The following is a 25,578-nucleotide window of genomic DNA, read 5'->3' as shown; positions in this document are numbered from 1 at the left end:
TGCCGGAGTAGCGTCCGGATCCGGGGTTTTCGTTCCATGACTGTTCCATGACGTGACGGGGAGCCGCGTGTGATCGGCAAGCAGGGCAGGGTCACCGGCAGGATCGGCCCCGGCCTGGTCGGGGAGGTCCTGGTGGCGGTGCGCGGGGGCGTCGAGGCGTTCTACGCGCACCCCACCGTGCCCGACGAGGAGATCTCCGTCGGTTCGATCGTCGTCGTCGTCGAATACTTCCCACCGCGCACGGTCTACGTCGCCCGCGCGCTCGTCTGACCCTCTCCTTTCGTTCCCCCCTCCCTCCCAACTCCCCCACCGCGGAGGTCCGGATGCCGACGCAATACCTCATCATCGGAGGCGCGGCCCTCGCCGCCCTCCTCATCCTCATCCTGCTGTTCAAGGCCGTCTGGCGGGTGGCCGAGCCCAACGAGGCGCTGATCATCTCCGGCCTCGGGGCGCGCGGGAACTCCGAACTCGCCGACAGCCTCGGATTCAAGATCGTCACGGGCAAGGGCACCGCGGTGTTCCCCGGCTTCCAGACGGCGCGGCGGCTCCGCCTGGACAGCCGCGCCGCCAACCTCCAGGTCTCCTGCGTCACCCAGCAGGGCATCCCGGTCGTGGTGCGGGGCGTGGTGATCTACAAGGTCGGCGACGACCTGCACTCCATCGCCAACGCCGCCCGCCGCTTCCTCGACCAGCAGGACTCCATGAACGGCGCGATCCACGAGCTGTTCACCGGTCACCTGCGCTCGATCATCGGCAACCTGACCGTAGAGGACCTCATCCTCAACCGCGAGCGGCTGACCGGTGAGACCCGCGCCTCGGCCGCCGACGAGATGATCAAGCTGGGCCTGATCGTCGACTCCCTGCAGATCCAGGAGATCGACGACGAGACCGGCTACATCACCAACCTCGGCAAGCCGCACGCCGCCAAGATCGCCGCCTCCGCGCGCATCGCCGAGGCCCAGCGCGACCAGGAGGCCACCGAGGCCGAGCAGATCGCCGCCGCGAACAAGGCCGCCGCCTGGCGCGACGCGCAGATCAAGCAGGCCTCCTACCAGGCGGAGATCGACGAGGCCCAGGCCCGCTCCCGCCAGGCCGGTCCCCTCTCGGAGGCCTCGGCCCGCCAGGAGGTCGTGGTCCAGGAGACCAGGGCCGCCGAGCTGGAGGCGGCCCTGGCCGAGCAGCGGCTCCAGGCGCAGGTCCGCAAGCCCGCCGACGCGAAGGCCTACGAGACGGTGAAGCTCTCCCAGGCCGAGCGCGACGCCCGCATCGCCCAGGCCGAGGCCGAGGCCCGCGAGACCGAGCTCCGCGCCACGGCGCAGGCCTCGCAGGTCAAGCAGGCCGCCGCGGCCGAGGCGGAGTCCGTACGGCTGCGCGGTGAGGCCGCCGCCGCGGCGACCAAGGCCACCGGTCTCGGTGAGGCGGAGGCCGCCAAGGCCCGCGGTCTGGCCGCCGCGGAGGCGGCGAAGGCGCAGGGTCTCGCGGAGGCCGAGGCGGCCAGGGCCAAGGGCCTGGCCGAGGCCGAGGCGATCCGCGCCCGGTCCGAGGCCCTCGCCGAGAACCAGGAGGCGGTCATCGCCCAGCAGCTCGCCGAGAACTGGCCGAAGATCGTCGAGTCCGGCGCGAAGGCCTTCGGCAACGTCGACCACATGGTCGTGCTGAACGGCGCCCAGGGCATCGAGGAGATGCTCGCCAAGGCGCTGACCCTCGGCGGCACCGGCCTCGGCCTCGCCCGCACCCTGCTGGCCGGCGGTGCTCCCGCCTCCAACGGGGTCGTCCCCGCCGCGAACGGCACCCCCGTCCCCCCGAAGGATCCCGACCCCGTCCCCTGACCCCGACACCACCCGGCCGGGCCCCCGCGCGGCGGCCCGGCCGGGTCCCTCCTCGGCGGGACGAGGGCTATCCGGCCCGGGACCGGAACGCCCGGGCGAAGGCGTCATGGGTGGGCGTGCCGGGAGCGCGGTCGAGCACGGCGAAGACCACGCGGTCGAACGTCCCGTGGAAGGCGCCCCCGGGGCCGAGGTGCCCGGCGAAGACGGACGCCACCGACTCGGGCGGGTTGCGGAACACGCCGCAGCCCCAGGCGCCCAGCACGACCCTGCGCACCCCCGACGCGGCGAAGAGTGCGAGGACCCGCGCCGCCCGCTCGGACAGGACCTCGGGAAGGCGCTCCAGCCGCGGGCCGTCCCCGCGCATGGCGCCCGCATTCGGCGCGGCGGCGGTCACGAAGGAGACGGGGTACGGCTGCGCGAGCAGCCCGCCCCGATCGTCCCGGAACACCGGGACGGCAGGGGAGAAGACCGCGCGGTGGCTGTAGAGCGGGTCGCCCTGACCCCGGTGGAAGTCGTAGAAGTCCCGCACCCCGACCAGGCAGCGGTACAGCCCGGAGGAGCGGGCCAGGCTCTCCTCCTGCGCCTCGGAACCGTTCAGGAACCCGCCTCCGGGGTTCTTCGCCGAGGCGAAGTTGAGGCAGCCCACCGGGTCACCCACGGGGTCGCCCACCGGGTCGCCCACGGGGTCGCCCGTGTCCGTCAACCGGCGGGCGGCGGACAGGGACGTCTCGTTGACGACCTCCACCCGACCGGAGGGGACGGGGTTCGCCGCCCCCGGAGTCCGGCCGCCGGACCGCTCCCCATGGACCGTCAGCAACCCGGTCAGCTCGTCGGGCGTCCACAGGCGCGTGCCGGCGACGGCGGCGTCGAGCTCACCGGCGACGGAGACCCGCCGCCCGGAGCCGTCGGCGTACCAGCCGCGTTCCAGGATCTCCACGGTCTCCGCGGCCAGAGCCCGGCGCTCGTCTCTTCTCATCATCGTCTCTCCGGCGTCGTCGTCGCTTTCTCGCCGGGAGGTTAATCTCATAGAGAGACATTCTCAATCAGATAAAAACTGGATCGCGGCTGACCTGCTGTGATGTCCGGATTCCGCTGGAGTTGCACGTCCGATCGCCGCCGGTGGCCGGTCCGGTGATCGGACTACCTTCATGGCCGTGGCCCCCGCCGGGGCCAGGAGTCGAGCGGAGGAGAACCTCATGGATCTGCAACTTTCCGGCCGTGTCGCCGTCGTCACCGGGGCGTCCAAGGGCATCGGGCTGGCCGTCGTGCGCACCTTCCTGGAGGAGGGCGCGCGCGTGGTGGCGGCCTCCCGCAAGAGCAGCGCCGAGTTGGACGCACTGGCCGGAACGGACCTGGTGCACGTCCCGGTCGACCTGACGGACCCCGAGGCCCCCGGTCAGGTCGTGGCGCGCGCGGTGGAGGAGTTCGGCGGGCTGGACGTCCTGGTGAACAACGCCGGAGGCCCGCCGCCCGGCGCGAAGCTGCCGCGCTTCGGGTTCCTGACCCCCACCGACGCCGACTGGCGGGAGATGTTCGAGTTCAACCTCTTCTCCGCCGTCCGCGCGATCCGGGCGGCCGTCCCGGTGATGCTCGGGCGCGGCGGCGGGGCGATCGTCAACGTCTCCTCCGGCGTCGCCCGGCAGCCCGCCGCGATGAACGTCGACTACAGCGCCGCCAAGGCCGGCCTGAACAACCTCACCAAGGCGCTCTCGGAGGAGTACGGCCCGCAGGGCATCCGGGTGAACACGGTCTCGCCGGGGCCCGTCCTCACCGCGTGGTGGACCGAGGAGGGCGGCGCCGCCGACATCATCGCCGGCCAGGCGGGCACCGACCGGGAGAGTGTGATCACGACCGTGGCGCCGCAGATGATGGGCCTGACCACCGGGCGCCTGGTGGACCCGCAGGAGATCGCCGACGTGGTCGCCCTGCTGGCCTCCCCGAGGTCGGGCAGCACCACCGGCACGGAGTTCGCCGTCGACGGCGGCTTCCTCAAGGCCGTCTGAGTGCCGGGCCGATTCCCGCGACGGGGTCTCGGCGGTCCGCCGTCGGAACTCCGTCGGACACGCTCTGCCGACCCGTCACCACTGGGTCGGCCCGTCACCACCGAGTGACCTCCGCGCGGGATTCGGGGAACCGGCCGGCTTCGCCGGAGCGGCCGTGCCAGGAGGAGGACCGGAGCGGACGACGGGATGCCGGGGTCAGGGGGAACGGGGATCCGCCAGAAGACGGGCGACCTCCTGGACGATCAGTTCGGGTGCGCCGTACATCGCCTGCTTGGTGTAGCGGCGCAGCCGCCAGCCCTCGCTGAAGATCTGGTTCTGGCGCAGGACGTCCTTCATCCACCGCCCGTTGTGGTTGTCGCCGTCGTACTCGATGGCGAGTTTCGCGTCGGGGTAGGCCAGATCGACGCGGGCCAGACGCAGGCCGGTCTCCTCGCAGATCTCGAACTGGGAGACGGGCCGGGGCAGGCCCGCGCGGACGAGCAGCAGCCGCAGGCGGGTCTCCATGGGGGATTCGGCCAGCGGGTCGCTCAGCTCGACGACTTCGGGCAGTCGCCGTACGCCGCGCTGCCCGGGGTGGCGGGCGGCTGTCTCGAGGAGGGCGGCGGGGGCGAAGTGGCGGCGCCGGGGAGTACGGGCCAGCGCGTCGACGGCCACGACCGCCTCGGTGATGTCGGGTGCGGTCCGGGCCAGGTCGAAGGCGAGCCGCAGCGGGGTGAGGACGGGGACGCCCCGGACCGCGGTGACCTCGCCCGGAGCCAGGACGGCCCGCCGTACGGTCACTCCGGCCCGGGAGTGGAGGGCCGCATCCGGTGGGACGACCGCCTCGATGACGGTGCCGGCGGGGTCGGAGTACGGTGCCGACATGCCGGCCGGGCGGGCGTACGGCAGCAGGTCGGCGCCGTGCAACCACGCGCCCGCGTGGCCGCCGATCGCACCGCCTCGGGGCAGGAGCAGCGCGGCGGCGGCTATGCGGACGTCAAGCGTGATCTCCACACCCTCATGGACGTAGACGTCGCGATATATCCGGACCCAGCAAGGGTTGCGCAGCTCGCTGGGGGTGAGCAGCCCGGCGCGTACGGCCTGTGTTCCCTGGAACGGACCGGTGCGGAGCCCTTCGGGAATGCGAGGACGGCGCGGCACCCCGGGAGTCTCGCACCCCGAGGGACGGTGGGTGCCCGGAATCCGGGGCCCCCTACGGCGCCGGGCCCTGAGCTCCTTTCCGACAGGATGGCCGCAGGCGACGGCGATCCGCCCTGAACGCCCCCGCACGGGTCGCTTCAGCGGCGGCGGGGACGATGGGCGGCCGGAGAGCGAGACGCTACGGCCCGCATGAGTACGGCGGAGCAGCGGTGCGCGGAGGCGGGCCGGTGGTCCTGCCGGTGTATAAAGGCCCGAACCCCGCGCGCCCGCCAGGCCGGAGGCCTGACCCCACCAGGCATCAGCTGCGACGGCCGGCAGGACCACCGGCCCACCGCAGTGCGCACCGACACCGGCCACCGCAGGGACGGGACCCGCCGCAGTGCGTACCGAGCCCGGCCACCGCGTGAACGGGACCCGCACGAGCACGGAACCCGGCCGAGAGGAGAGGTCAGATCATGACGTGGTCGTCGGGGCGGCCGACGAAGGAGAACTGGGCGCCGCGGGTGAGCTTGTGGTCGTCGGGCTGCCAGGTGTGCATGGCCGGGTCGCCGCTGCGCCAGTAGACGAAGTTGAACCGGTCGGCGGAGTAGATCTTGACCCGGTCCTCGCGCAGCCGCTTGACCAGCCGGGTGTCCTCGCCGCGGGTGACGTCCTCGAAGGCGTAGTGGCGGAACATGTCGGTCTTGCCGAGGAAGGTGCCGCCCTGCACCAGCCAGGCGTAGCGGTGCTCCAGGCCCGGCATGCGGAGCATCGTGGTGTTGGTGGACTCGAAGTAGGCGTAGTGCGCGCCCTTGCCGACCAGTTCGGCGTCGGAGTAGTCGAAGGCGCGGACCAGGTCCGACAGGTAGTGCTCGCCGTACAGGTTGTCGTCGTCCATCTTGGCGACCAGCTCGCCCTCGGCCGCGGCGATGCCCGTGTTCATGCAGGCGCCCAGCGACATCGACGGGTCGGCGGCCAGCACCACGACGTCGGTGATCCCGGCCATCCTGGCCTTGTCGGCGACGACCACCGGGTCGATGTCCAGGCCGTGCAGGACCATCACCAGCTGGAGCGGGCGGTGGACCTGCTTGGCCACCGAGGAGATGGCGTGCTCGATCTGGGCGGCGCGGTTGGTCGGCAGCACCACGGAGACCGAGCGGGTCCGGGGCTCGACGGGCCGGCCGAGGAAGCCCAGGATCTGGTCCACGCGGTGCGAGAACAGGTGCTTGTCGAAGACCTCGCGCATGGCCAGGTGGCCCTGGCGGGCGCGCAGCTCCGGGCTGTTGAGCAGGTGCAGGACCGTGTTGTAGGACTCCAGCCGGTCGTGGGCGATCGGCACCAGGGAGCCGAACGTCTCCTCGATCGCCCGGGACCAGCCGGTCACCACGGGGGTGGAGCAGGCGGACAGCTCGAAGACCCGGCGGGCGCACATGGTCGGCGAGTCGAGCACCGAGTTCACGTTGAGGAAGACCTTGTACATCTTGTACGCGGCCAGCATCCGGTCGTACGGCAGCTCGCCCACGATGTGCGGGACGTACTTCTCCGGCCAGGCGTACTTCTCGTCCACGGTCCCGTTCCGGGCGAAGATGTGCAGGCCCAGCTCGCGGATCGGGTCGAGCACGGTCTCCATCTGCTCGCGGCGCTCGGGGTGCTTGTCCCGGAAGTACATGCCGGCGAAGACGACGTCGTGGACGCGGCCCTGCTTCTCCTGGATCGGGTTGTGCACCCGCGGCTGCGCCGCGAACTGCAGCACGTCCACCCGGTCGTGTCCCAGGATTTCGCGATATTTCGGCACCATGTCGCCGTCGCAGGTGAACACGTAGTCGAACAGCTTGGCCGTGTCGATGAAGAAGTCGAAGTTCGGCGGGTCCTCCTTGTTCCAGAAGACCGTCGGGATGCCTTCCTCGCGGCACCAGTCGATCAGCGCGCGCAGCTCCGGCTTGGGGGCGTTCGTCCCCGTCATCTGGTAGCGCCAGCGCCCCTGGTTGCCGTGCCAGGCCGACTCCACGAAGAGCAGCTCGGGCCGGCGCTCGGCGAAGACCTCCGGCCAGTCGCGCAGCCCGAACTCGATCTGGTCCCACTCGTATTTGAACGCCATCCGGGAGAAGTCGTCGAGGATGACCGCGACCTTCAGGTCCGGCCGGACGACCGGCCCGGCGGGCCACTTCACCACCGGCACGTCCACCGACGGCCCGCGCTCGTCCAGCTCGGCGACCACCTCGGCCACCGGGCGCGGAGCCTCCGGCCCCTTGCGCGGCTTGAGCGCCATGCGGAGCTTGCCCGGCAGCCGCACCACCCCCGGCCCCTTGGCCCCGGTGAGCGCCTCGGCCACCCGGTACGGCCGCTGGACCCGGGTCGACTCCAGCTTCCACTGGGCGTAATCCGCGCGCGCCTCCGCGATGGCCAGGCGCCGCTCCAGGTCCCGCACCCGCTCCTCGAAGCGCTCGACGACCTTGCGCTCCTCGGGCAGCCAGTTGACCGGTCCCAGCCGCTGGAACCTCGGCTCTTCGGGGGTCTCGTCACTCAGGGGGGAGGTGGAGCTCATGGGAGTCGCCTTCGTCCGGGGTCGTGCCAGGGTACGGCTTTCGCCGTACCGGAACGGTGCTTTTAGAGGGATTTGGGCGGTACGGCCTGCGAGGCCGGAGAGAGGTTCTCCCCCTTCAGCCAGGAGACGATCACCCGGGCGATGCGCGGGCCCGCCTTGCCGTCCCAGAGCGGGGGCAGCTCGCCCGAGGGCGTCGCCGCGCCGTCGGCCAGGGCCTTGTCGGCGGCGGCCGGGAGCAGGTCCGGGGTGACCAGGCGGTTGGTGCCGTGGGTGACGGTGACCGGCCGCTCGGTGTTGGGCCGGACGGTCAGGCAGGGCACGCCGAGCATGGTCGTCTCCTCCTGCACGCCGCCGGAGTCGGTGACGACCAGGGACGCGCCCCGGACCAGGGAGAGGAAGTCCACGTAGCCCAGCGGGTCGACGATCAGCAGGTTCCCGCCGGTCACCAGCCCCGCCGCGGCCAGGCGCTCGCGCCCGCGCGGGTGGATCGGGACCACGATCGGCAACCGCTCGCTCACCTGCAGGACGGCGTCGACCAGCTCCTTGGCGGCGGCCGGGTCGTCGACGTTGGCGGGCCGGTGCAGGGTGGCCACGCCGTACCGCTCGGGCAGGCCGAGCCGCGCGCGGACCGGTGCCGGGTCGAGGCGGTCCAGCGCGGAGAAGAGGCTGTCGATCATCGGGTTGCCGACGAGGTGGACGCGGGCCGGGTCCACGCCCTCGTTCGACAGGTGCGACAGCGCGTCCGGCGAGGTGGCGAAGAGGATGTCGGACAGGGCGTCGGTGACGACCCGGTTGACCTCCTCGGGCATGCCGCGGTCGAAGGAGCGCAGGCCCGCCTCGACGTGCGCGGTCGGGATCTGCAGCTTGGCGCAGACCAGGATCGCGGCCAGCGTGGAGTTCACGTCGCCGTAGACGACGACCAGCGCGGGGCCGTGCTCCAGCACGACCTCCTCCAGACCGGTGAGCAGGGCCGCCGTCTGGCGGGCGTGCGAGCCGGATCCGACGCCCAGGTTCGCGACCGGCTCGGGCAGTCCGAGATCGGCGAAGAACACGTCGGACATCAGCGCGTCGTAGTGCTGACCGGTGTGGACGATGCCCTGGCGCACTCCCAGCCCGTCCAGCGCGCGCACGACGGGGGCGGCCTTCACGAAGTTGGGGCGGGCGCCCAGCACGTGCAGGACGAGGGGGTCGCCGGGAGCCTTCTCAGCGGCCTGCTCTGAGGCCTTCCCGGGGGCCTGCTCGCCGGCCGGAGCCGCCGGCGAAGGGGCGGAGTCCCTCATTGACCTCGCCTTTCATGTGGGAGTGGGGCAAACGTTGCCTATGGTACGGTCACGACCGTGGTACCTGACGCCAGTCGGCCGGAGTCCTCGGCGCCCTCGACGGTTTCCGCGAAGTCGGCGCGTGCCGGCCTGCGCGGACTCCTCAAGGGTTTCGCCCAGCACCCGATCATCGTTTCCCGAGTCGTCGCGACCAAGGTCAAGAGTGACCCCGTGCGCGTCGCCCAGGCCGCCGCGGAGACCCTCCCGCCGAGCCTGCGCCCCGTCGTGGGCCGGGTCGCCTGGCCGCTGGCCCGGCGCGCCCGGGTCGCCGTGCGCAAGTTCGGCATGCGCGTGGTCCGGGGACCCTGGAACGAGGCGAAGGAGCACTTCGACGCGGGCCGGATGACCGAGGCCGTCGCGGTGCTGGAGGGCCACGCGAAGTACCCCTTCATCAAGCGCAGGGCCGCCTACTACGCCGGCGAGCTGGCCGCCATCCAGCCGAACCCCATCCCGCCCAAGTCCAAGGTGATCGTGGGCGAGCGGGTCACGGGCCGGGTGCTGCACTGCGTCACCAACGCCCTGCCGTACACCCAGGCCGGCTACACCGTGCGCACGCACCGGATCGTCACGGCGCAGAAGGAGGCGGGCCTCGACCCGCACGTCGTCACCAGCTGGGGCTGGCCGATGATGCAGGGCCACGCCGACGCGACGCCGTACGAGGAGATCGACGGCATCCCCTACCACCGGCTGCTGCCGAGCGGCGAGGTGCCGTTCGAGAGCCGCGGGCGGATGATCCGCGGGGCCGGAGAGGTGACCGAGCTGGTCAGGACGCTCCGGCCGCAGGTGCTCCACGCCGCCACCGACCACCGCAACGGGTCGGTCGCGCTGGCCGTGCGGGAGCGGACCGGCACGCCGATGGTCTACGAGGTCCGGGGGTTCCTGGAGGAGACCTGGGCCTCGCGCGACCCCAAGCGGATCGGCAGCCAGCGGCACGTGCTCCAGCGCGACCGCGAGGCGTTCATCATGCGCTCGGCCGACGCCGTGGTGACCCTCGCCGAGACCATGGCCGCCGAGATCGTCGAGCGGGGGGTGCCCCGGGAGAAGATCTACCTGGCGCCCAACGCGGTGGACGACTCGCTGCTGACCGCCGAGTACGACGGGGCGGCCTTCCGCGCGGCCCACGGCATCGCCGACGACGAGATCGTCATGGGATCGGTCTCCAGCATCGTGGCCTACGAGGGCTTCCGGACCATGATCAGCGCCGCGGCGCTGCTGCGCGACCGGGGGACCCCGGTCCGGGTGCTGCTCGTGGGCGACGGAGCCGAGCGCCCCGCGCTGCTGGAGCAGGTCGAGGAGCTCGGCCTCGGAGACCTCGCGATCCTGCCCGGCCGGGTCGGCCCGGACGAGGCGCTGCAGGCCCAGGCGGCCATCGACATCTTCGCCTGCCCCCGCGAGGACCTGCGGGTTTGCCGACTTGTTACGCCATTGAAACCCGTCGAGGCGATGGCCCTCGGCAAGCCCGTCGTGCTCAGCGATCTGCCCGCCCTGTCGGAGCTCGTGGGCTCGGAGGGCGCCGGTCTCCTGGTCCCCCCGGGCGACCCCGAGGCGTTCGCCGACGCCGTCGCCGGACTGCGCGAAGACCCGGCGCGGCGGGCCCTGATGGGCGAGGCCGGACGGGCCGAGGTGGCGGCGAAGCGCACCTGGAGCCGGGTCGCGGAGACCTACCGCGACCTCTACCGGACGATCAGCGGTTGATGATCCGATGGAGATAACCCGTGGCCACCGCATTTGTGATGCGTTTAATCGCATCAGGCGTGGGGTGTGCGGAGTTGAGATAACCTTTGCGACCATGAAGTGTTGTTTCCGGCTCCCCAGGGTCTCCCAGTGACCGGCTACGACCTGGCCGTGATCGGTCTGGGTTACGTCGGCATGCCGCTGGCCAAGGAGGCCACGGCAGCAGGGCTGCGCGTCGTCGGTTACGAGGTCGACCCCCGCAAGGTGGACGCCCTCAACGGCGGGCGGTCCTACATCGACGACCTGACCGACGCCGACCTCGAGCACATGCTGGCCGGCGGCTTCCGAGCGACGCTGGACGAGAGCGTGCTGGCCCAGAGCCGCACCATCGTCATCTGCGTCCCCACTCCCCTGGACGACGACCACCGTCCCGACCTGTCCGCGGTGGAGGGCGCCACCGCGACGGTCGCCAAGAACCTCACCGCCGGCTCCCTGGTGGTGCTGGAGTCCACCACGTGGCCCGGCACGACCGACGAGGTGGCCCGCCCCCTGCTGGAGTCCTCCGGGCTCGTCGCGGGCCGCGACTTCCACCTCGCCTTCTCGCCCGAGCGCATCGACCCGGGCAACCCCAAGTTCGGCCTGCGCAACACGCCGAAGGTCGTCGGCGGCTACACCGACGCCTGCCGCGACGTGGCGGCCGCGTTCTACGCGCAGTTCATCGAGCAGGTGGTGCCGGTCAGCGGCACCCGCGAGGCCGAGATGGCCAAGCTCCTGGAGAACACCTACCGGCACGTCAACATCGCCCTCGTCAACGAGATGGCGATCTTCTGCGACGAGCTCGGCATCAACCTCTGGGAGTCCATCGAGGCGGCGGCGACCAAGCCGTTCGGCTTCCAGAAGTTCCTGCCCGGACCGGGCGTCGGCGGCCACTGCATCCCGGTGGACCCGTCCTACCTGTCCTACACCGTGCGCAAGCTGGGCTACCCGTTCCGGTTCGTGGAGCTGGCCCAGGAGATCAACGAGCGGATGCCGTCCTACGTGGTCACCCGCGTGCAGCGGCTGCTCAACCGCCACAAGAAGGCGGTGAACGGCTCCAGGGTCGCGCTGCTCGGCGTCACCTACAAGCCCGACATCGCCGACGAGCGCGAGACCCCGGCCCTGCCGGTCGCGCGCGGCCTGCTGGAACTGGGCGCCGAGCTGGTCTTCGTCGACCCGCACGTCAAGCAGTGGCAGGTCGACGGCACTCCGGTGCCCCGCGAGGAGAACCTCGCGAAGGCGGTCGCCGAAGCCGACGTGACGCTGCTGCTGCAGCAGCACGGCGCCTTCGACCTGGCGATCGTCGAGGACCACGGCAAGCTCGTGCTCGACACCCGAGGCGTGCTCGCCGAGGGTGAACGCGTCGAGCGGCTCTAGGCACGAAGGGGCTGCGCGCAGTGCACGTGCTCGTCATGACGGTGGTACATCACCCCGAGGACGCCCGGATCCTGCACCGGCAGATCCGGGCGCTCGTGGACGCCGGTCATGAGGTCACGTATGCCGCGCCGTACACCGCCCGCGGGGTCATGGCCCGGTCCTGGGTGAACGGCGTCGACCTCCCCCGGGCGGCGGAGCGCCGGCGGCTGTCCGCGGTGCGCGCCGCCCGCAAGGTGTTCAAGCGCATGCGCGGTCAGGTCGACCTGGCCGTCATCCACGACCCCGAGCTGCTGCTCGCGGTCGCGGGGGTCCGCGGGCGCCCGCCGGTGGTCTGGGACGTCCACGAGGACACCCCGGCGACCCTGTCGCTCAAGCCCTGGCTGCCGGCGTTCCTGCGGCCGCCGGTGCGCTTCCTGGCCCGCCTCCTGGAGGGCACGGCCGAGCGCCACCTGCACCTGCTCCTCGCCGAGTCGGCCTACGCCGGGCGGTTCAGCCGGACCCACCTGGTGGTGCCGAACGAGACGTGGGTGCCGGACGACGTGACCCCGCCGGGCGACGACCGGATCGTCTACCTCGGCTGGCTGTCGGAGGCGCGGGGCGTGAAGGAGGCCGTCGAGGTGGCCCGGCTGCTCCAGCCGTACCGGGTGGCGGTCGAGCTGATCGGCTACGCCGACCCGCAGTCGCGGCCGGTGCTGAACCAGGCCGTGACCGAGGGCCTGCTGGAGTGGCGCGACTTCATGCCGAACGACGAGGCGCTCAAGCGGCTCGACGGCGCGCTGGCCGGCCTCTCGCTGCTGCGGGACGAGCCCAACTACCGGCACTCCATGCCCACGAAGATCGTGGAGTACATGGCCCACGGGATCCCGGTGATCACGACTCCGTCGCCGCGCGCGGTGGAGCTGGTAGAACGCTACAACAGCGGCATGGTCGTGCCCTGGCAGGACCCCAAGGCGGTGGCGCAGGCGGTCCTCATGCTCCGGGACGACGTCGCCGAGCGGCATGCCCAGGGCGCCCGGGGGTATGCGGCGGCCCGTGCGAACCACCACTGGCCGAACTCGGCCCGCCGTTTCGTCGCCCAGCTGGAAGCCTGGGCGGGAGTCAAGGACTGAGATCTCCGGTGCCGTTTATGCCCGCTTGATCACGAGAACGGTAGTGTCCTGAACGTGCGCTGGCTCACGGCTCTCCTCGGCGTGGCGATCCTCGCGGCGGTGGCGGCGGTCGTGATCGTCCTGCGTTCCGGCGACCCCGGCGGCCCGGCCGCAGACCGGTCACAGGCCGCCTCGGCGACGTCGTCCGCGGCCGCGCCGCCCTCCTCCTCGCCGTCCCCGACTCCCACCTCCACTCCCTTCACCGACCCGTGTGGAACGTTCGACACCGCGATGCGCGCGCCGTACGCGGTGACCGGGTACTGGCTCATCCCGACGGCCGACCACTGCACCTGGCGCAGCCAGCTCGCCGCCATCCACGGCGTCGGCGGCGACACCGTGATCCGGATCGGCTGGGGCCTGCAGGCCCGCGCGACCGACGAGGACGGCCGGATCCTGGACTCCGGGGGGGAGGCGGCCGATCCCCGCTACGAGCGGTGCCGGGAGGACGGACTGTCGTGCGTGGCCGCGGCCGAGCGCGACCTGCGGGCGCTGAACCCGGGCAACCGGGTGAGCTGGACGTTCGTCTACCGGACCGACGAGGCGTTCGGGCCGAAGCTGTTCCGCTGCCCCGAGGTCGAGAAGAAGATCGAGGTGGACGGGCGGGTCTTCTACCGGATCGTCGCGCCCGAGGACGGCAGCGACGACGGCGACTGCACGAACCTCTCCGCCCGGGGACGCGGTTACCACGTGATCCTGGTCGCCGCGGCGCGCCAGGACAGCCTCGCCGAACTGCTCGACCTGGGGGACCGGTTCGGCGTGAAGGTCTTCCCCGCGCTGCCGCTCGCCCCCCGGGACCCGGCGCAGGCCACCCGGGCCTCGGCGCGGGGGATCGACACGCTCACCACGCTGACCCGGCGCATCCTGACGGACTACGGTGACCGCTTCGCCGGCCGGGCCTCGCTCGGCGGCTTCTACCAGCCGTTCGAGCTCCAGATGAGGGACATGGTCTACACGGGTGCGCCGGAGGGCGCCGAGGAGGCCGCGCGGGACCACCCGACGCTCAGGGTCTACGCCTCCCAGCACCGGATCGTGGAGCAGGTGATGCCGGACAAGCCCGTCCTGGTCAGCCCTTACCTGGAGGCGCGCAAGGAGAAGGGGTTCAGCGCCACGCCCAAGGAGGTGGCGGCGGGCTTCGAGGCCATGGCCAGGACCGGCGTCGGGATCATCGCGCCGCAGGACAGCCGGGGGACCGGCAAGGTCGGGCTGTTCTGGCCGGACGAGCGGGACGAGCCGGTGGACGAGCGGCTCCGCCCGGTGGTCGGCGAGAAGACCAACGGGGAGGCCTACCACGGCTCGACCCGCGACTACTACCGGGAGATGGCCGCGGCGCGGACGCGGATGGTCGAACAGGGCCACGACGTGCAGCTCTGGGCCAACGTGGAGGCGTTCGAGCCGTCCGGGACCGAGGCGTGCGGCACCAGGACCGGCTCCCGGGGCCGCACCGACAAGGACCGCCTGGACCAGGCCGTCACGCAGGTCGGCCGCTACGTGTCCAAGGTCGTCTCCTACATGTGGAGCGACTTCTTCACCTGCGGCTCCCCGTCGCTGTCGGAGGAGATGGCCGGTGACGCGGGGCGGCCGATCCCGGTGGAGGCCGTGCGCGCGGGGCACGACATCCGCGACGGCATCGAGCTCCGCGGCTACGATCTGCAGCTGGGCGGCAAGGTGACGATCACCTGGGAGGGGCAGGACGCGCCCAGGACCGCCGAGGTCGCCGGGGTGAACCTGGCGGCGCCGCCCCCCGACACCCCCGACAGGCTGATGACCGCCTGGGTCCCCTTCGACTGGACGCAGGTGCCCGCCGGCACGTGGGTGCGGATCGAGGTGGCCGCTCCCGACGGGCGCACGGCGGCCGAGCCGCTGCACGTCCGCATCGACGTCTGAGCGGTGTAACGTGCCTGCCGTGGTGGTGCCCCGCATTCCCGTCAGCGTGGACCTGGTCGTGCTCACGGTGCGCTGCCAGGCGCTGAGCGCGCTCGTCTGGCGGCGGGACCGGCCGCCGTACGAGGGGCACTGGGCGCTGTCGGGCGGCTTCATCCAGCTCGACGAGGACCTGCCCGCCGCCGCGGCCCGCGTGCTCGCCGAACGGGCCGGCCTGCCGGGCGCCCCGGTCCACCTGGAGCAGCTGCAGACCTACGGCTATCCCGACCGCGACCCTCGCCAGCGGGTGCTGAGCGTCGCCTACCTCGGGCTCGCCCCCGACCTGCCCGCCTCCACCGAGGCGCACATGAGCTGGCAGCCGGTCGCCGCGCTGACCTCGATGGCCTTCGACCACCGGCGCATCATGGTCGACGGCGTCGAGCGGGCCCGCGCCAAGCTGGAGTACAGCTCGCTGGGGGCGGCCTTCTGCCCGCCGGAGTTCACGGTCGCGGACCTGCGCCGGGTCTACGAGATCGTCTGGGGCCGGCCGCTGGACCCGCGCAACTTCCATCGCAAGGTCACCAAGGCCGAGGGCTTCCTGATCCCCACCGGCCGGACCACCACCCGCGACGGCGGCCGCCCCGCCAAGCTCTACCGCCGGGGCCCGGCGGAGAACCTCCACCCGCCGATGCTCCGCTCGCTCAAGGACTGACCCGGAGCCCGGGGGAGCCGGGCGGCGTCCGCGGCCGCACCCGGCCGCCGCCGGAGTCAGAACCGGTCGATCTCCGTCAGGTCGACGTCGATGGGGAAGGGCGCGTCGAGCTTGAGCCTGCTGCGATGGATCCCGGTGGCGACGTAGACCCTGGTCGCGGCGTCCAGCTCGTAGACGTGCACCACGGGCCGGTCGCCGTCGTTCTCCACGAGCCAGAAGTGGGGGATGCCGCTCTCCGCGTAGAGCCGGGGCTTGCGCTCGCGGTCGCGGATCTCCGACTCGGCGGAGACGACCTCGACGGCGAGCACGACGTCCTGCGGCTCATATGTGGTCTGCCGCGCCCCCCGGACGGCGTCGGCGCGCACGACCAGGAGGTCGGGCTCGGGCCGCTGCCGCCGCCCCAGCGTCACGGTCATCTCGCGGCGGACCGCCAGGTCGCGGGGGACCGCACGCCGCAAGCCGCTCTCCAGGAGGAAGAGCGTCGACATGTGGAAGTTGGTCTGGGGGCTCACGAAGACGAGAGTGCCATCGATGAGCTCGGTGTGCGGGGGGATCCCGGGAAGCCGGTCCAGGTCGTCGGCGGTGAAGCCGCCCCGCGGCGGGAGGACCCAGTCGGGCAGAGGATCCCACACCGAAGGCTCCGGGCGGAGCCCGGTCTCGGACAGCGGTGCGGCGCTCATGTCGTCCTCCCGGTCGGGCATGCTCGTGCCTCCAGTCTCGCAGGATGATGCCCCATCCGTCCGCTCCTCATAAGGTAAGGCCATGCCTCGTTTCCGCGCGATCCTGGACACGATGCCCCCCTACAGGGCGGGCAAGGCCGTGGTCTCCCCCGACGGCCGGTCCTACAAGCTCTCGTCCAACGAATCCCCCTACGACCCGCTGCCTTCGGTGGTCGAGGCGGTCGCACGGGCCGCGGCGGAGATCCACCGCTATCCCGACCCCGCGGCGACCGCCCTCACCGAGGCGCTCGCCGAGCGGTACGGCGTGCCGCCCGAGCACGTCGCGCTCGGCGCGGGCTCGGTCACCGTGGCCCAGCAGCTCTTCGAGACGGTGAGCGAGCCGGGCGCCGAGGTGGTCTACGCCTGGCGCTCGTTCGAGGCCTACCCGCTCCTGGCCGACCTGGCCGGGGCGACCTCGGTCCGGGTCCCGCTGGCCGATGAGACCCATCACCTGGAGGCGATGGCCGAGGCGATCACCCCCGCCACCCGCATGGTCTTCGTCTGCAACCCGAACAACCCCACCGGCACGGTCGTGCGCTCGGGCGAGCTGGCGGCGTTCCTGGACCGGGTGCCGGAGGACGTGCTGGTCGTGCTGGACGAGGCCTACCGGGAGTACGTCAGGGACGCCGACGTGACCGACGGCCTCACGGTCTACCGCGAGCGGCCCAACGTGGCCGTGCTGCGCACCTTCTCCAAGGCGTACGGCCTGGCGGGCCTGCGGGTGGGCTACCTGATCGCGAACGAGCCGGTGGCGGCTGCCGTGCGCAAGACGATGGTTCCCTTCGCGGTCAACCACCTCGCCCAGGCCGCCGCCGTCGCGTCCCTCGCGGCCGAGGACGAGCTGCTGGAGCGGGTCGACGCGGTGGTGAAGGAGCGCACCCGCGTCCGCGATGAGCTCCTCGCGCAGGGCTGGACGGTGCCCGTCACCGAGGCCAACTTCGTCTGGCTCCGGCTGGGCGGGCGCACGCTCGACTTCGCGCAGGCGTGCGCGGCCGAGGGGGTGGCCGTGCGTCCCTTCGCGGGCGAGGGGGCGCGGATCTCCATCGGCACGCCCGAGGCCAACGACACCTTCCTGGCCGCCGCCGCGGCCTTCAGGAACGCCTGACGGCGTCCCGGGCCCGGCGCGGCGGACGACGCCGCCTCCGGGCCCGGCGCCCGACCTGGCCGGGAGGGGCCGTTCCCGGACCGGCTTCCCGCCGTGACCAGGACCCGTCCGCCCCTCGGATCCGTCCGCCCGAAGGCCTACGCGGTCGCGGGCTCCGGCTCGGCCTCCTGCTCCGGGACGGCCCGCCTGCCGCGCCGCTCGGTGGAGACGACCAGCGCGACGCCGACGACGATCACCAGACCGGCGGCGACCATCGAACCGGTCACCGGCTCGCTCAGCACCAGCGCGCCCAGGGCGACCGCCACGACCGGGTTGACGTAGGCGTAGGTGGAGACCAGGGAGATGGGCGCGTTGCCCAGCAGCCACACGTACGACGTGAAGGCGACCAGCGACCCCATCACGACCAGGTAGGCCAGCGCGGTCCAGGACCGCCCGGAGACGGCGGCCGGGTCCAGGCGCTCGCCCAGCGTCAGGCCGGTCAGCAGCAGCCCGGCGCCGCCCGCCGCCATCTCGACCGCGCTCGCGGAGAAGGGGTTGGCGGGCATCGGGATCCGGGCGGACAGGAACGACCCGACCGACCACGAGACGGACGCGAGCAGGATGATCACGATGCCCGCGCCGTCCGAGGCGGCGTCCCCGCCGGCCAGGGAGAGCCCGGCGACCCCGCCGAACCCGATGAGCACGCCGGTCAGCGTGAGCACCCGCGGCCGGTCCCGGGCGATGATCCGCAGGACCACCAGCCAGAGCGGGACCGAGGCCACCAGCAGGGCCGCCAGCCCGCTGGAGATGTGCTGCTCGGCCAGCGCCACCATGCCGTTCCCTCCGGTCAGCAGGAGGAAGCCCACGAGCGCCGCGCCCCCCGCCTCGCGGGCGGTCATCCGGAAGGCCTCCCGGCCGCGCAGGGCCAGGATCGCGGCGGCCAGGACCAGCGCGGCCACGGTGAACCGCATGGCGCCGCTGAGCAGCGGGGGGACCGTCTCGATGACGATCATGATGGCCAGGTAGGTGGAGCCCCAGACGACGTAGACGATCGCCAGCGCGCCCCAGACGAGAAGTGATGTGCGCTTGTCAGCAGCGTCTGGACTCATGGCACATGACGATACCGGTAGCGGGCGACAGAACGCTCGTGGCGGCCGGACGGGATCAGAGGCCGCGGCGGTACCGGGCGGCGACCGTGGAGACCCAGAGCATCGCGGTGACGGCTCCGACGGCCAGGGTCAGGGACCCGGCCGTGCCGCCGCTCATGGACCAGCCGTTGCCGACCAGCAGGGCGGTGCCGGCGATGCGGGAGGCGACGGCGTGGCCGCGGTGCCCGGCACGGCCGAAGTGGCGGCCCAGGACGTAGCAGGCGGCGATCAGGGCGGTGAAGGCGACCGAGCCGGCGGCCAGGTGGCCGTAGCCGTGCCAGGTGAGCGTCGCGGGCATCCCGTGGGGGGCGCCGGCGGGGAAGCCGCCACCCGGGTCCATGACGAAGATCCCCGCTGCGATCATGCCGAATCCGTTGATCCGGACCAGCCGTGGCGCCCACGTGCCTCCGGGGGTGCCGCGCACGGCCCGGCGCAGGCCGCTCGCCCCGGCGACGGTCAGTGCGCCGGCGACCAGGAAGTTGAGGATCTGCAACCAGCCCAGGGAGCCGTTGCTCAGCGCGCTCAGCGGGTGGCGGGTCAGGTCGAAGCCCTCGCGGGTGGCGGCCTGGGCCAGGGAGACGACCGTCCACAGGGGGGCGGCGGCGATCGCGCAGGCGAGCAGGGAGCGGGTGGTGGCAGAGGTGGCGGTGGCGGCCGGGGCGGACGGGAACTGGACGGTGGTCATGGTCGTGCCTTTCCGGGATCCTTCTTCGGTTCTCGACCATGCGTCGATCTCGCGATGTGACAGGGAATGCCGCCGTTCCGTGTCACATCGCGAGATCGACGCATGGGCACGACAACGGAGAGAAGGAAGAGCCCATGCGCTATCTGATGACCACCAAGGCGTCCGGCACCGCTCCCGACGAGAAGCTGTACGCCGCGATGGCCGAGTTCGTCGAGGAACTGACCACGGCGGGCGTCCTGCTGGCCACCGGCGGCCTGGAACCGGGCGGCATCCGCGTGACGTCCTCCGGTGACGGGATCACAGTGACCGACGGGCCGTTCGCCGAGGCCAAGGAGGCCGTGGCGGGCTTCGCGCTGGTCGAGGTCCGCTCCAGGGAGGAGGCGATCGAGGTGGCCCGCCGCTTCCGCAGGATCGTCGGCGACGGGGAGAGCGTGATCCAGCAGGTCTTCGGCTCCTGACCGGCCGGACCGCGCGGCCCCGGCTTGCGGACGGGGCCGGGGCGGTGCTGTCATCGTGCCGTGACGGACGTCCATCGCACGATCGACGCGGTCTGGAAGCTCCAGGCGGCCAGGATCATCGCCGGGCTCACGCGGATGGTGCACGATGTCGGTCTCGCCGAGGAACTGGCCCAGGACGCGCTCGTCTCCGCTCTCGAACAGTGGCCCGCGTCGGGTGTTCCGGACAACCCCGGCGCCTGGCTGACGGCCGTCGCCAAACGCCGCGCCGTCGACCACATCCGGCGCTCCCGGCGGCTCGAGCACGGGCAGGGGCGGCTCGCCTGCGAGCTGGAACGGCAGGACCGGGAGCACGGCTCCGGAGGGGACACCGAGCAGGACGACGTCCTGCGGCTGATGTTCGTCTCCTGCCACCCGGTTCTGCCGACCGAGGCACGGGTCGCGCTGACGCTCAGGCTCCTCGGCGGCCTGACGACCGAGGAGATCGCCCGGGCGTTCCTCGTCGGAGAGTCGCAGATCGTCCGGCGCATCGCCGCGGCGAAGCGGACGCTGGCCGAGGAGCGGGTGCCGTTCGAGCTGCCCGGCGGCCCGGAACTGGCCGCGCGCCTGTCGTCGGTGCTCGAGGTCGTCTATCTCATCTTCAACGAGGGATACTCGGCGACGTCCGGGGACGATCTGACCCGGCCGGAGCTCTGCCTGGAGGCGCTGAGGCTGGGCCGGCTGCTGGCGGGGCTGGCGCCGCACGAGGCGGAGGTGCACGGGCTGGTCGCGCTCATGGAGCTCCAGGCGTCCCGCTCCGCCGCGCGCACCGGGCCCTCGGGCGAACCCGTCCTGCTTCACGAGCAGAACCGGGGGCGCTGGGACCGGCTGCTCATCCGCCGCGGCTTCACCGCGATGCTGCGCGCGCGGGAGATCGGCGGCCCGCCCGGCCCGTACGTGCTGCAGGCGGCGATCGCCGTGTGCCACGCGCAGGCGCGGAGCGCGGAGGAGACCGACTGGGCGCGGATCGCGGCTCTGTACGGAGCGCTGGCGCGGCTGCTGCCGACGCCGGTCGTGCAGCTCAACCGGGCCGTGGCGCTCGGGATGGCGCACGGGCCGGCGGCGGGGCTCGCTCTGGTCGACTCCCTGACCGGTGATCCCGCGCTGCGGGACTACCACCTGCTGCCGAGCGTCCGGGGCGACCTCCTGGCCCGGCTGGGGCGGCTCGAGGAGGCGAGACTGGAGTTCGAGCGGGCCGCGTCCCTCGCCGGGAACGTCGCCGAGCACGCCTTCCTGCACCGCCGGGCAGCGGAGATCCCCGTTCCCGCCGCCTCCGGGCCCACTCTCGGGCAGGCCGCCCGGGAGTTCCTGGAACGCGGTGGGCTGGACGCCGGGACGGTCCGCTCGTACGGGCAGACGCTGCGGCGCCTCCGCCTGGCCGTGGGCGACCGGACGCCCCTGGCCTCCCTGACCGCCGACCACGTGGCACGGGCGTTCAACGCGGCCTGGGGCGAGGCGGCGGCCGCGACGTGGAACCGGCACCGGTCGGCGGTCCGGTCGTTCGGCGCCTGGGCGTCCATGGAGCATCTCGCGGCGGGTCTCGACCGGCGTGCCGAGACCCGCCCCCGGACGCGGGGCATCGGCCCGGCACAGCTGGAAGTGCTCTGGGACCGCCTCGATCTGCCGCTGCGCGAACGGACCCTGTGGCGGCTCCTGCACGAGTCCGCGGCCGGGGTGACGGCCGTTCTGTCCCTGAACGTCGAAGACCTGGATCTGGACGACCGCCGGGCCCGCGCGGGCGGCTCCTGGGTGAGCTGGCGGTCCGGGACCGCCCGGCTCCTCCCCGATCTTGTGGCGGGCCGGACCCGGGGCCCCCTCTTCCTCACCGACCGGCGGCCCGGGCCGTCCCGGGTGCCGGCGCAGGCCGACCTGTGCCCGGAGACGGGCCGCCGCCGCCTGTCCTACGAGCGGGCCGAGTATCTCTTCAAGCAGGCCACCAGGTCTCTGGACCCGGCGGGCGACGGCTACACCCTCCGGCGGCTCAGGTATCCCACCTGATCCGCCGGGAGCCGCCGCCCGGAGGGGGTCTCCTAACGGGCGCCGAGCTTCTCCACGATCAGGCGGTAGAGCTGGCGGGGCCGTCCCGGCTGCGGGGTGCGGTTCGGCGGGAGCGGCCACGCGAGTCCCTCGTCCACCAGCGTGCGCAGCAACCGCCGTGCCGTACGCGAGGTGACGCCGAGCATCTTGCCCGCGCCCTCGGCGTCCACCACCGTGTCCCCGTTCTCCAGCTTGGCGGCCAGCCGGGCCAGCACCTCCACGCCCTTGGGTTTGGCCGTGCCGCCGTGCAGGGGCGTCCTGGGGGCGGGGACCAGCGCCCGGCCCTCGCGGTCCACCGCGAAGCCCTGGACCTGCTTGCCCGTCTGGGTGCGGGCCAGCGCCGCCCGGGCGTGGGCCTCGGCGTCGTGGGTCGTACGGCCCATGCCGACGCCGACCTCCACGGCCAGCCCGAGCTCGTCGCGGACCCGCGCGGCGAACGGGAGCACCCGGAAGCCCTCGGTCGCGGCGGACACCGAACCGCGGGTCGCGGTGACCATGTAACTGTGGTCGTCGATCGCCGTCACCGTCGCGTTGATCCGGTTGGCCTCCTGCACCAGCAGCCGGTGGAGCGACAGGCGCAGTTCGTCGCGCCAGTGGCGGGGCGCGGCCCGCCGTACCGGCTCGCGGAGGGTGGGGACCTCGACCAGGACCACGGTCAGCTGCGACTCCTCCAGCCGGTGGTGGGCGCCGAGCAGCGCCGCGGTGTGCAGCGCCGTCCGGACGGCGGCGGAGGTCGGGCGGACCCGGACCACCGGGACGTCCGCCGCCTGCAGGCGCTCGGCGACGGCCGGCAGGCAGGTCAGCGCCCCGGTGGTGCTCCCCTGCCGCGCCAGGCGCTCGTGGAAGGCCGCGATCGTGCCCGTGGCGCCCGGCTCGTCGCGGCTCTGCACCCCGCCGCTGGGCAGGCCCAGATCGGCGTAGGCCTCCTCGACGTCCGCCCGGCTCAGCACGTCCACGCTGACCCGGCGCGGGTCGATCCGCTCGTCCATCACGGCCCGGCCCAGCGCGGCGATCAGCGCGGCCCCGCCGAGCTGGACGTACGTCGCCGGCATCGTCAGCGCTCCCGACCGCCGGGCCAGGTCGTAGGGGATCGGGCTGGCGAACAGACAGGCGTCCACCCCGGCCCCCAGACGGGTGACCTTGTCAGGCGCCTCCTGCTCGTCCCGGTAGGCGGCGGCCACGAGGCGGCAGGGCAGGGGAGCCGCCGCGTGGCCCATCAACATCACTCGTTCGACGAGGTCGTGGGGGCCCACCACACCGATGGTGAGATCCGGTGTCAGGGCACCCGTGCGTGACACTCGTGGAGCTTCTTCGGCCCGCTCGACCAATGTTCGTTCCCATCATGCCGTCCGTTTGTTTTCGGCTCTCTTTTGGAACGATCGCTCGTCGGGACCGTAATGTCACGCCCGATTTAGTGTCCGCCTGAGGACAACCCGTGGTGCTAAAGCCTTAACTCGTCCTATTCGTACAGGTCAAGATGGTTATAGAGTGGTTGAAACCCGCCGATTATGACGGTGAAATCTCCTGCACCACATCCGCGCCCAGGGCCTGCATGCGCTCGGCCAGATATGAGTGGCCGCGGTCGATGAGATAGCCGGACTCGATGACCGTTTCCCCCTCGGCGGCGAGGCCGGCGAGAACGAGCGCGATTCCCGAGCGGAGGTCGTGCGCGGTCACCTGCGTGCCCTTCAGCGGGGTGGCGCCGTGCACGACGGCGCGGTTCTCCGTCACCTCGATGTCCGCGCCCATCTTGTTGAGCTCGCTGGCCAGCGCGAACCGGCCGTCGAAGATGCGCTCGTGGATGTAGCTGGCGCCGTCGGCGAGGCAGGCGACCGTCATGATCGGCGACTGCAGGTCGGTGGCGAACCCCGGGTAGGTGTCGGTGATCACGTTGATCGGGCGCAGCGGGCGGTCCCGGCGCACGTGGAGCACCGCGCCGTGGTCGGCGAACTCCACCCCCATCTGCTCCAGCTTGTAGCGGACCACGCCGAGGTGGTCCAGGTCGGCGCCGACCAGGTTGACCTCGCCGCCGGTGATGGCCGCGGCCATGGCGAACACGCCCGCGTCGAGCCGGTCGGGCATCACGGTGTGCTCGACGGCCTGGAGCTCCTCCACGCCCTCCACGGTGATGAACCCGGTGCCGCCGCCGCTGATCTTCGCGCCCATCCGGGTCAGCATCTCGATGACGTCGAGGACCTCGGGCTCCAGCGCGGCGTTCTCGATCACGGTGGTGCCGCGCCCGAGGGCGGCCGCCATGATGAGGTTCTCGGTGCCGGTGTGCGAGGGGGTGTCGAGATACAGCTTGGCGCCGGTGAACCCGCCGCTCTTGACGCGGATGACGGTGTCCTCCTCCTCCACGGCCGCACCCAGGCGCTTGTAGCCCAGGTAGTGGAAGTCGAGGTTGCGGCTGCCCAGGTTGCAGCCGCCCACGCCCTCGATGACCGCCTCGCCGAGGCGGTGCAGCAGCGCGGGGACGAACAGCACCGAGCCGCGGAAGCGCCGGGCGATCTCCGCGGGCAGCACCGGGCTGGTCAGCCGGGAGGCGTCGATCACCAGCGTGCGCTCGGCCTCGTGCAGCTCGACCTTGGCGCCGATGGCCTCGGCCAGCTCCACCGCCCGGCGGACGTCTTCGATGATGGGGACGTTGCGCAGCACCGTGCGGCCCTTGGCCGCGAGCAGTGCCGCGCCGATCATCGGCAGAACGGCGTTCTTCGCGCCCTGGATGAATGCGGTTCCACGCAGCGCGTTGCCACCGCGCACACGGTAACGGACCATGCGTCTTGCTCCTTGCAGGTGGGGAGGTGTGACTCGTGCGCCGGGGGGACGGCAGCCGGAGTGTCGGCCCAACAGTAGCCGGTGGCCACTCCTTGCCCGGTCACTTCGCCGAGGCACTACCCCGTGAAAGGTCGGCCAGTCAGTTTCTCGTAAGCCTCCACGTAACGGGCACGGGTCCGCTCGACCACCTCCTCCGGGAGCGGCGGCGGGGCCTCGCCGGAGGCGCGGTCCCAGCCGGAGGCCGGGGAGGTGAGCCAGTCGCGGACGTACTGCTTGTCGAAGGACGGCTGCGAGCGGCCGGGCTCCCACTGGTCGAGGGGCCAGAAGCGGGAGGAGTCGGGGGTCAGGACCTCGTCGCCGAGGGTCAGCACGCCGTCGGCGTCCCAGCCGAGCTCGATCTTCGTGTCGGCCAGGATGATGCCGCGCTCCAGGGCGATCTGCGCGCCGCGCCGGTAGACCTCCAGCGTGATCCGGCGCAGTTCGGCGGCCACGTCCGCGCCGACCTCGGCGACGACCCGCTCGAAGCTGATCGGCTCGTCGTGCTCGCCGACGGGCGCCTTGGTGGAGGGGGTGAAGACCGGCTCGGGGAGCCGGGACCCGTCCACCAGGCCGGGCTCCAGCCGGATCCCGGAGACCTCGCCGTCGCGCCGGTAGTCGATCAGGCCCGAGCCGGTCAGGTGGCCCCGCGCGACGCACTCCACCGGCACCATGCGCAGCGGGCGGCACAGCACGCTCCGCCCGTCGGGGCCGGGGGCGACGACGTGGTTCGGCACGACGTCGGCGAGCTGCTCGAACCACCACAGCGACATCCGGGTGAGGATCGTGCCCTTGTCCGGGATGTCGGGGGTCAGGACGTGGTCGAAGGCCGAGATGCGGTCCGAGGCGACCATCAGCAGCAGACCCTCTTCGGTCTGGTAGAGGTCGCGGACCTTGCCGGAGTGCAGGTGCTTCACGGCCCAAGTCTGCCAGGAGGGCGTGCGGGACCCCTCGCCCGGGGAACCCGGAAGAGGGGTC

Annotated in this window: 21 protein-coding genes and 1 pseudogene; 12 read left to right on the top strand and 10 right to left on the bottom strand. The window is 72.5% G+C overall.

From position 1 onward, the window contains the following. The first annotated feature begins 69 nt into the window (after positions 1 to 69). Together IEZ07_RS22395 and IEZ07_RS22390 are read left to right on the top strand one after the other, a co-directional pair. On the top strand, positions 70 to 270 hold the full coding sequence (locus IEZ07_RS22395; RefSeq protein ID WP_068897941.1) for an NfeD C-terminal domain-containing protein: 201 nt from the start codon (positions 70 to 72) through the stop codon (positions 268 to 270). Positions 271 to 323: 53 nt separating this feature from the next. Then, positions 324 to 1,829, top strand: coding sequence for an SPFH domain-containing protein (locus IEZ07_RS22390; RefSeq protein ID WP_191896511.1), 1,506 nt, complete (start codon positions 324 to 326; stop codon positions 1,827 to 1,829). Positions 1,830 to 1,896: 67 nt separating this feature from the next. Here IEZ07_RS22390 and IEZ07_RS22385 read toward each other — a convergent pair whose 3' ends face one another. Beyond that, on the bottom strand, positions 1,897 to 2,808 hold the full coding sequence (locus IEZ07_RS22385; protein ID WP_239320795.1) for a TIGR02452 family protein: 912 nt from the start codon (positions 2,806 to 2,808) through the stop codon (positions 1,897 to 1,899). Positions 2,809 to 3,025: 217 nt separating this feature from the next. Here IEZ07_RS22385 and IEZ07_RS22380 point away from each other — a divergent pair, with 217 nt between their 5' ends. Next, positions 3,026 to 3,832, top strand: a complete 807-nt coding sequence (locus IEZ07_RS22380) for an SDR family NAD(P)-dependent oxidoreductase (protein ID WP_191896510.1) — start codon at positions 3,026 to 3,028, stop codon at positions 3,830 to 3,832. A 195-nt stretch (positions 3,833 to 4,027) separates the two neighbouring features. Here the strand turns inward: IEZ07_RS22380 and IEZ07_RS22375 are convergent, their stop codons facing one another. From IEZ07_RS22375 to wecB, 3 genes are all read right to left on the bottom strand, one after another. Next, entirely contained in the window at positions 4,028 to 4,972 is a 945-nt protein-coding gene (locus tag IEZ07_RS22375; protein ID WP_191896509.1) for an endonuclease domain-containing protein, read from the bottom strand. A gap of 448 nt (positions 4,973 to 5,420) precedes the next feature. Continuing rightward, on the bottom strand, positions 5,421 to 7,496 hold the full coding sequence (locus IEZ07_RS22370; RefSeq protein ID WP_191896508.1) for a glycosyltransferase family protein: 2,076 nt from the start codon (positions 7,494 to 7,496) through the stop codon (positions 5,421 to 5,423). Between the two features lie 62 nt (positions 7,497 to 7,558). Beyond that, positions 7,559 to 8,776: a non-hydrolyzing UDP-N-acetylglucosamine 2-epimerase gene (gene wecB, locus IEZ07_RS22365; RefSeq protein WP_373868872.1), complete on the bottom strand. Its 1,218-nt coding sequence runs from the start codon at positions 8,774 to 8,776 to the stop codon at positions 7,559 to 7,561. Between the two features lie 57 nt (positions 8,777 to 8,833). On the opposite strand from wecB, the gene IEZ07_RS22360 reads away from it, so the two are divergent. From IEZ07_RS22360 to IEZ07_RS22340, 5 genes are all read left to right on the top strand, one after another. Continuing rightward, positions 8,834 to 10,510: a glycosyltransferase family 4 protein gene (locus IEZ07_RS22360; protein ID WP_191896507.1), complete on the top strand. Its 1,677-nt coding sequence runs from the start codon at positions 8,834 to 8,836 to the stop codon at positions 10,508 to 10,510. 129 nt (positions 10,511 to 10,639) lie between these two features. Beyond that, positions 10,640 to 11,902, top strand: coding sequence for a nucleotide sugar dehydrogenase (locus IEZ07_RS22355; RefSeq protein WP_191896506.1), 1,263 nt, complete (start codon positions 10,640 to 10,642; stop codon positions 11,900 to 11,902). Positions 11,903 to 11,922: 20 nt separating this feature from the next. Continuing rightward, positions 11,923 to 13,011 carry a glycosyltransferase gene (locus IEZ07_RS22350; RefSeq protein ID WP_191896505.1) on the top strand — a complete coding sequence of 363 codons (1,089 nt, stop codon included), beginning with the start codon at positions 11,923 to 11,925 and terminating at the stop codon, positions 13,009 to 13,011. 54 nt (positions 13,012 to 13,065) lie between these two features. Continuing rightward, a complete protein-coding gene (locus IEZ07_RS22345; RefSeq protein ID WP_191896504.1) occupies positions 13,066 to 14,934 on the top strand; it encodes a DUF4434 domain-containing protein in 1,869 nt (622 codons plus the stop codon). Positions 14,935 to 14,956: 22 nt separating this feature from the next. Further along, complete coding sequence (locus IEZ07_RS22340; RefSeq protein ID WP_068898346.1) at positions 14,957 to 15,622, top strand: NUDIX hydrolase; 666 nt, start codon at positions 14,957 to 14,959, stop codon at positions 15,620 to 15,622. 56 nt (positions 15,623 to 15,678) lie between these two features. Here IEZ07_RS22340 and IEZ07_RS22335 read toward each other — a convergent pair whose 3' ends face one another. Continuing rightward, on the bottom strand, positions 15,679 to 16,302 hold the full coding sequence (locus IEZ07_RS22335) for a Uma2 family endonuclease (RefSeq protein WP_239320807.1): 624 nt from the start codon (positions 16,300 to 16,302) through the stop codon (positions 15,679 to 15,681). 82 nt (positions 16,303 to 16,384) lie between these two features. On the opposite strand from IEZ07_RS22335, the gene hisC reads away from it, so the two are divergent. Beyond that, positions 16,385 to 17,446: a histidinol-phosphate transaminase gene (gene hisC / locus IEZ07_RS22330; RefSeq protein WP_191896502.1), complete on the top strand. Its 1,062-nt coding sequence runs from the start codon at positions 16,385 to 16,387 to the stop codon at positions 17,444 to 17,446. A 137-nt stretch (positions 17,447 to 17,583) separates the two neighbouring features. Here hisC and IEZ07_RS22325 read toward each other — a convergent pair whose 3' ends face one another. Next, positions 17,584 to 18,534 (bottom strand): EamA family transporter, encoded by a 951-nt coding sequence (locus tag IEZ07_RS22325; protein ID WP_191896501.1) that lies wholly within the window; start codon positions 18,532 to 18,534, stop codon positions 17,584 to 17,586. Positions 18,535 to 18,589: 55 nt separating this feature from the next. Continuing rightward, positions 18,590 to 19,258 (bottom strand): DUF998 domain-containing protein, encoded by a 669-nt coding sequence (locus IEZ07_RS22320; RefSeq protein WP_191896500.1) that lies wholly within the window; start codon positions 19,256 to 19,258, stop codon positions 18,590 to 18,592. A gap of 134 nt (positions 19,259 to 19,392) precedes the next feature. Between IEZ07_RS22320 and IEZ07_RS22315 the strand changes: the two genes are divergently transcribed. From IEZ07_RS22315 to IEZ07_RS36335, 3 genes and pseudogenes are all read left to right on the top strand, one after another. Then, positions 19,393 to 19,716, top strand: a complete 324-nt coding sequence (locus tag IEZ07_RS22315) for a YciI family protein (protein WP_191896499.1) — start codon at positions 19,393 to 19,395, stop codon at positions 19,714 to 19,716. 135 nt (positions 19,717 to 19,851) lie between these two features. Next, a pseudogene (locus IEZ07_RS36340) lies at positions 19,852 to 21,000 on the top strand (RNA polymerase sigma factor); the annotation flags it as partial. Beyond that, complete coding sequence (locus IEZ07_RS36335) at positions 20,986 to 21,750, top strand: site-specific integrase (RefSeq protein ID WP_373868875.1); 765 nt, start codon at positions 20,986 to 20,988, stop codon at positions 21,748 to 21,750. The pseudogene IEZ07_RS36340 and the gene IEZ07_RS36335, both read left to right, overlap by 15 nt. A gap of 32 nt (positions 21,751 to 21,782) precedes the next feature. On the opposite strand, the gene IEZ07_RS22305 is transcribed toward IEZ07_RS36335, so the two are convergent. From IEZ07_RS22305 to IEZ07_RS22295, 3 genes are all read right to left on the bottom strand, one after another. Continuing rightward, positions 21,783 to 23,012, bottom strand: coding sequence for a GTP cyclohydrolase IIa (locus tag IEZ07_RS22305; protein ID WP_191896545.1), 1,230 nt, complete (start codon positions 23,010 to 23,012; stop codon positions 21,783 to 21,785). 283 nt (positions 23,013 to 23,295) lie between these two features. Beyond that, entirely contained in the window at positions 23,296 to 24,564 is a 1,269-nt protein-coding gene (murA, locus tag IEZ07_RS22300; protein ID WP_191896498.1) for a UDP-N-acetylglucosamine 1-carboxyvinyltransferase, read from the bottom strand. A gap of 116 nt (positions 24,565 to 24,680) precedes the next feature. Then, positions 24,681 to 25,517, bottom strand: coding sequence for a phosphoribosylaminoimidazolesuccinocarboxamide synthase (locus IEZ07_RS22295; RefSeq protein ID WP_191896497.1), 837 nt, complete (start codon positions 25,515 to 25,517; stop codon positions 24,681 to 24,683). Positions 25,518 to 25,578 lie beyond the last annotated feature (61 nt).

Source organism: Planomonospora parontospora (assembly GCA_014647935.1).
Lineage (GTDB): Bacteria > Actinomycetota > Actinomycetes > Streptosporangiales > Streptosporangiaceae > Planomonospora > Planomonospora parontospora.
Note: the sequence above shows the minus strand (reverse complement) of the source record. Positions and strands in the feature narration are given on the sequence as shown.